General features: G+C 79.0%; 5 protein-coding genes. 4 read left to right on the plus strand and 1 reads right to left on the minus strand.

Translation table 11 applies throughout. The features are described 5' to 3' along the window. The 3 genes from ABZ641_RS25900 to ABZ641_RS25910 all read left to right on the plus strand — a co-directional run. A partial coding sequence (locus ABZ641_RS25900; RefSeq protein WP_359985375.1) for a hypothetical protein occupies positions 1-198 on the plus strand: 198 nt, incomplete at its 5' end. Positions 199-242: 44 nt separating this feature from the next. Next, the gene (locus ABZ641_RS25905; protein WP_359985378.1) at positions 243-2,186 is read left to right on the plus strand and encodes an alpha/beta fold hydrolase; all 1,944 of its coding nucleotides are present in this window, start codon (positions 243-245) and stop codon (positions 2,184-2,186) included. 193 nt (positions 2,187-2,379) lie between these two features. Further along, positions 2,380-2,535, plus strand: coding sequence for a hypothetical protein (locus tag ABZ641_RS25910; protein ID WP_344627696.1), 156 nt, complete (start codon positions 2,380-2,382; stop codon positions 2,533-2,535). A gap of 66 nt (positions 2,536-2,601) precedes the next feature. On the opposite strand, the gene ABZ641_RS25915 is transcribed toward ABZ641_RS25910, so the two are convergent. Further along, positions 2,602-3,681, minus strand: a complete 1,080-nt coding sequence (locus ABZ641_RS25915) for an alcohol dehydrogenase catalytic domain-containing protein (RefSeq protein ID WP_359985381.1) — start codon at positions 3,679-3,681, stop codon at positions 2,602-2,604. 199 nt (positions 3,682-3,880) lie between these two features. On the opposite strand from ABZ641_RS25915, the gene ABZ641_RS25920 reads away from it, so the two are divergent. Continuing rightward, positions 3,881-4,543 (plus strand): class I SAM-dependent methyltransferase, encoded by a 663-nt coding sequence (locus tag ABZ641_RS25920; protein WP_344627698.1) that lies wholly within the window; start codon positions 3,881-3,883, stop codon positions 4,541-4,543. The last annotated feature ends 295 nt before the right edge of the window (positions 4,544-4,838 follow it).

Here is a 4,838-nt window from a genome sequence, read left to right on the forward strand (position 1 = left end):
CCCGCCGCGGCCCGGCTGCGGCGCTGGCTGGCCCTGGCCGCGCGCAGCGGCGAGAGCGCCCGCCGGCTCACCCCGGTCGTGCTCGGCCTCACCGCCGGCTCCCCCGCGGACCGCTGGCCGCCGCAGCGGGCACTGGCCGCACTGGCGGCCCTCGCCGAGCCGCCGTCCCCGCAGTCCCCGGGCGGCGCCGGCACCTGACCGCCGCCCGTCCCAGCCCCCCGTACGGATCAGGAGAGCCGCCGATGAGCACCGTTGCCCGGAGCGCCGCCCAGGCGCTGCGCCGGTTCGGCTTCACCTTCGCCGCCGACGGCTCGCACGCCGCCTGCCTGGCCGCCGGCCCGGACGGCGGCTGGTACGCCGAGAGCTGGCGGCTGCCCGCCGACGGCTCCGCCGCGGAGCCCGTCCCGCTGCCGCCGCCGGGCGGCCGCACCGAGAGCCTGCGCTCCCAACTGGTGGCGCTCCCCGACGGCCGGGTGCTGGTCTGCCGGCACGACGGCGAGCGGCACGACCTCGTCCTGCTCTCGGCCGCGGCGGACGGCCGCGAGGAGCAGGTGGCCCGGCTGTGGCTGCCGGGGCTGCGGCTGCTGCCGCAGCCCGGCGGCGGCGCGGTCGCGCTCGGCACCGACGGACGGCCGGTCACCACGGTCTGGCGGATCGCCGCGGACGGCTCGCCGCCCGTCCAGGCCGCCGAGCTGCCCGGGATGTACGGCGGCGGCGTCTGGCTGGACACCGCCGGACGCCTGCTGGCCCTGGACCGGGTCGCCGAGGGGGCCGTGCGCACCGTCGTGCTGGACCTCGAACACGGCGCCGTCACCCCGCTGCTGGAGATCGCCGAGGGCAGCAACGACCGGCTGGTGCTGTTCGACCCGGCGAGCGGCTTCGGCCTCGTCCGCAGCGACGCGCCCGGTGCCGACCGGCTCGGGTGGGCGGTGCTCGGCGGCTCCGACCCGGTCCGCTTCCCGGAGTGCCTGCACCTGCCCGGCCCGGTGCCGCGGCCGGTCGCGCTCGCCCCCGGCGGGGCGGGCGATCCGCGGGTCGTGCTGCAGCTCGACCACGGCGCGGCCACCGCCCTCGCGCTCTGGCAGCCCTCCGCGGGCCGGCTGGACCGGCTGCCCGCCCCGCCCGGCCGGTTCGGCGAGACGGGCCACTGGTCGACGGCCGGCCTGCGGATCCCGTACTCGGCGCCGGACCGCCCGGCCGCCCTCGCCACCGTCGACGTCGACGCCCTGCTGGCGGCGGGCGGCACCGGCACCCCGGGGGCCGTCCCGCCGCCGCTGCCGCTGCAGCTCGCCCCGCTCGGCTCCGGCGCCGTGCACGGTGAGCAGCCGGCCGGGCCGGCCGGCGCGCACCCGCCCGGCTGGCGGGTGGACGGCTCGGCCGAACCCGGCGACGGCGGCAGCTGGCAGGGCGCCCGGCTGGTGCACCTCGGCGGCCCGGCCGGCCCGCTGGAGGCCGTGGTGTACGGCGGCGACTCCTGGCTGGCCGCCCCGCACCTCGTCCTCGCGCTGCACGGCGGGCCGGCCGACGCCTGGCGGCTGGAGTTCGACCCGGCGCTGCAGCGGATGGCCGGCCGCGGGACGGCCGTGGTCGCCGTCAACCAGCGCGGCTCCACCGGCTACGGGCCCGAGCACGAGGCGGCGATGCACGGCGCCTGGGGCGGCCCGGACCTCGACGACGTGCTGCACCTGCTGGACGGGCTGGCCGAGCAGCGGGCCGCCCTGGGCCTGGAGCCGCCCGCCCTGTTCGGGCAGAGCTATGGCGCGTTCCTCGCCCTGCTGGCCGCCGCGCACGCCCCGGCCGGGCACCTCGCGCGGTGCGCGGTGGTGGCGCCCTTCCTGTCCGGCGCGCGGCTGCTCGCCGAGGCCGCCGAGCCCGTCCGGGCGATGTGCGAGCGGCTCGGCGGCGAGGCCGAGCCGCAGGACGCCCGCGGCCCGCGCGACGTGCTGCAGCTGGCCGGACGGCTGACGGCGCCGCTGCTGGTCGTGCACGGCGACCGGGACGAGGTGGTGCCGGTCGGGCAGTCCCGCACGCTCCGTCACGAGCTGCTGCGGCTCGGCCGGGCGGAGGGCACCGACTTCCGGTACGTGGAGGCCGCCGGGGCCGGCCACGACCTGCTGGCCGAGGAGGGCGCCGCCGTCCTGCACGAGCTGCTGGCGGGCTTCCTGCGCACCGGCAGACCGGCCTGAGGACGCGCCGGACGCCACCGAATCGGAGTGTGCCGTGCGCGGGCGGTGACCGCCCCGATAGGCTCGTACCCGATCCGGCCGCCGCGGCGGCCGGGGCCCCGGGTGCCGAACGCCCGGGCGGCCGGGCCGCCCAGTGCCCGGCCGGACGACGCTGCAACCGCAGTACCGCACCGCACGGAGAAGACAGAACCTGATGTCCGAAACCCTCACCGACACCACCGAGCACGACCGCACCGCGCCCGGCGCCGACGGGGCCGTGGCCGAGGACAACGGGCACGGCCGCCACCGTGGCACGACGGCGGCTGACGACCGCGCCGACGCCGACGCGCACGGCAAGCACCGCCGCTGACCTGCTCGCACTCCTGCGGCCCGGGGCTCCTGCCCCGGGCCGCAGGCGTTCCCGGCGGCGCGCGGCTCAGTCGAAGGTGATCACGGTGCGCAGGCCCTCGCCGCGGCGCATGCCCGCGACCGCCTCGCCGACCTCGGCGAGCGGCACCCGGCGGGTGACCAGCGCGGCCAGGTCGAGCCGCCCGGCCCGCCACAGCTCGACGACCCGGGCCGCGGTGCGGGCGACGTCACCGCCGCCGTACAGCGAGGGCAGCACCCGCTTCTCGTTGAAGAACAGCTCGCCGAGGCTGAAGGAGACCTTGTCGTCGCGGGCGCCGGCGCCGACCACCACGACGGTGCCGCCGCGCCGGGCGGCGTCGTAGGCGGCGCGGACGGTCTCCGAGCGGCCGACCGCCTCGACCACGCAGTCGTAGCCGCCGAGGGCGAGGCCCTTGGCGGCGGCCCGCAGGTCCTCCGGGGCGAGGGCGTCGGTGGCGCCGAGTGCGAGGGCCCGTTCGCGGCGGGAGGCGACCGGGTCGACCACGGTGACCCGGGCGGCGCCGCTGACCAGGGCGGCCTGGACGGCGGCCGCCCCGACCCCGCCGGCGCCGAGCACGGCGACGGTGGCTCCCGGCTCGATCCGGGCGGTGTTCACCACCGCGCCGAAGCCGGTGGTGACCCCGCAGCCGACCAGCGCGGCCAGCTCGAAGGGCAGGTCGGCGGGCACCTTCAGCACGGCGTCGGCGGCGACCACGGCCTCCTCCGCGAAGCTGCCGGTGCTGTAGAAGCCGTACGCGGCGGTGCCGCCGCCGAAGCGGAAGGTCGGCTCGGCGAGCCGCTTGAGGCTCGCGGTGCACAGGTGGGTCTCGCCGCGGGTGCAGAACGCGCAGCGGCCGCAGGGCGGCATCCAGCAGAGCACCACCCGGTCGCCCGGGGCGAGGCCGGTGACGCCCTCGCCGACCTCGGTGACCTCGCCGGCGCCCTCGTGGCCGGGCACGAACGGCGCGGGCTGCGGCAGGACGCCGCTCATCGCGGAGAGGTCGGAGTGGCAGAGCCCCGCCGCGCGCATCCGGACCCGGACGGTGCCCGGCCCGACGGCGACCGTCTCCACGTCCTCGCGGACCTCCAGCTCGTCCTGGCCGGTCTCGTGCAGGATCGCTGCGCGCATCGGTGCTCCCGTTCCCTCGTTGCCCTGGTCGGCCTGGACGGCCCGCGCACGCCCGCGTGCCGGGGGCGCTCGACGGCACGAGCGTACGGGCGCCGGGCGCGGACGCCGGGTGCCGGGCGCGGACCTGGGCGGCCTCCGGCGCCGGACGGTCGGGTAGGGTCCGCTGCACCCGTCCGTCCGCCCCGCAGGGAGCAGCAGCATGACCGACCGCCACGACGCGCCCGGCGCGGCCCGCCCGGAGCCCGAGGTGCTCAAGGCCTTCGAGTCGGCGACCGGCTTCATGCCGGTGGACGAGGGCCTCGCGCTGTACGCGGCGGCGGTGGAGGCCGCGGGGCGCACCGGGCTGCCGGTGCTGGAGATCGGCACGTACTGCGGCCGCTCGGCCGTGCTGCTCGCGGACGCGGCCCGCCGCACCGGCACGGTGGCGCTCACCGTCGACCACCACCGGGGCTCGGAGGAGCAGCAGCCGGGCTGGGAGTACCACGACCCGACGCTGGTCGACCCGGAGGTCGGCCGGATGGACACCCTGCCGGTCTTCCGCCGGACGCTGTTCCACGCCGGGCTGGAGGAGCACGTGGTGGCCCTGGTGGGCCGCTCGCCGCAGATCGCCGCGCTGTGGGGCGGCCGGCTGGCGCTGGTCTTCATCGACGGCGGGCACACCGACGAGCACGCCACCGGCGACTACGAGGGCTGGGTGCCGCACCTGGCCGAGGACGGCCTGCTGGTGGTGCACGACGTCTTCCCGGACCCGGAGGACGGCGGGCAGGCGCCGTACCGGGTGTACCTGCGGGCGCTGGACGAGGGCTTCGAGGAGGTCTCGGTGACGGGGTCGCTGCGGGTGCTGCGGCGGACCGCCGGCTGACGGGACGGCCGGGCGGGCGGGCGCGGCGGGCACGATCCCGGGCGTTCCGCCGTCGTACGACACGGGGCGGTACCCACCGGGTGCCGTGCCGCGGCGCACCCGCGGTCTGTACGGTGTCGGACAGCAGTCGAACGGCTGGGCACGGCGCGGTGGGTGCAACGCGACTACGCAGCGGGGCGAGGGCAGGGGAATGACGGATCAGGACAACACGCCGCCGGCGGTCTGGGACCCGACCGCGCGCGGCGGTGCCGGCGGCTGGGTGCGGCGCAGGCCGGCCGCCGAGGGCGCGCCGCCG

Origin of the sequence: Kitasatospora sp. NPDC007106, from assembly GCF_040634455.1 — a bacterium.
Classification (GTDB): Bacteria; Actinomycetota; Actinomycetes; order Streptomycetales; family Streptomycetaceae; genus Kitasatospora; species Kitasatospora arboriphila.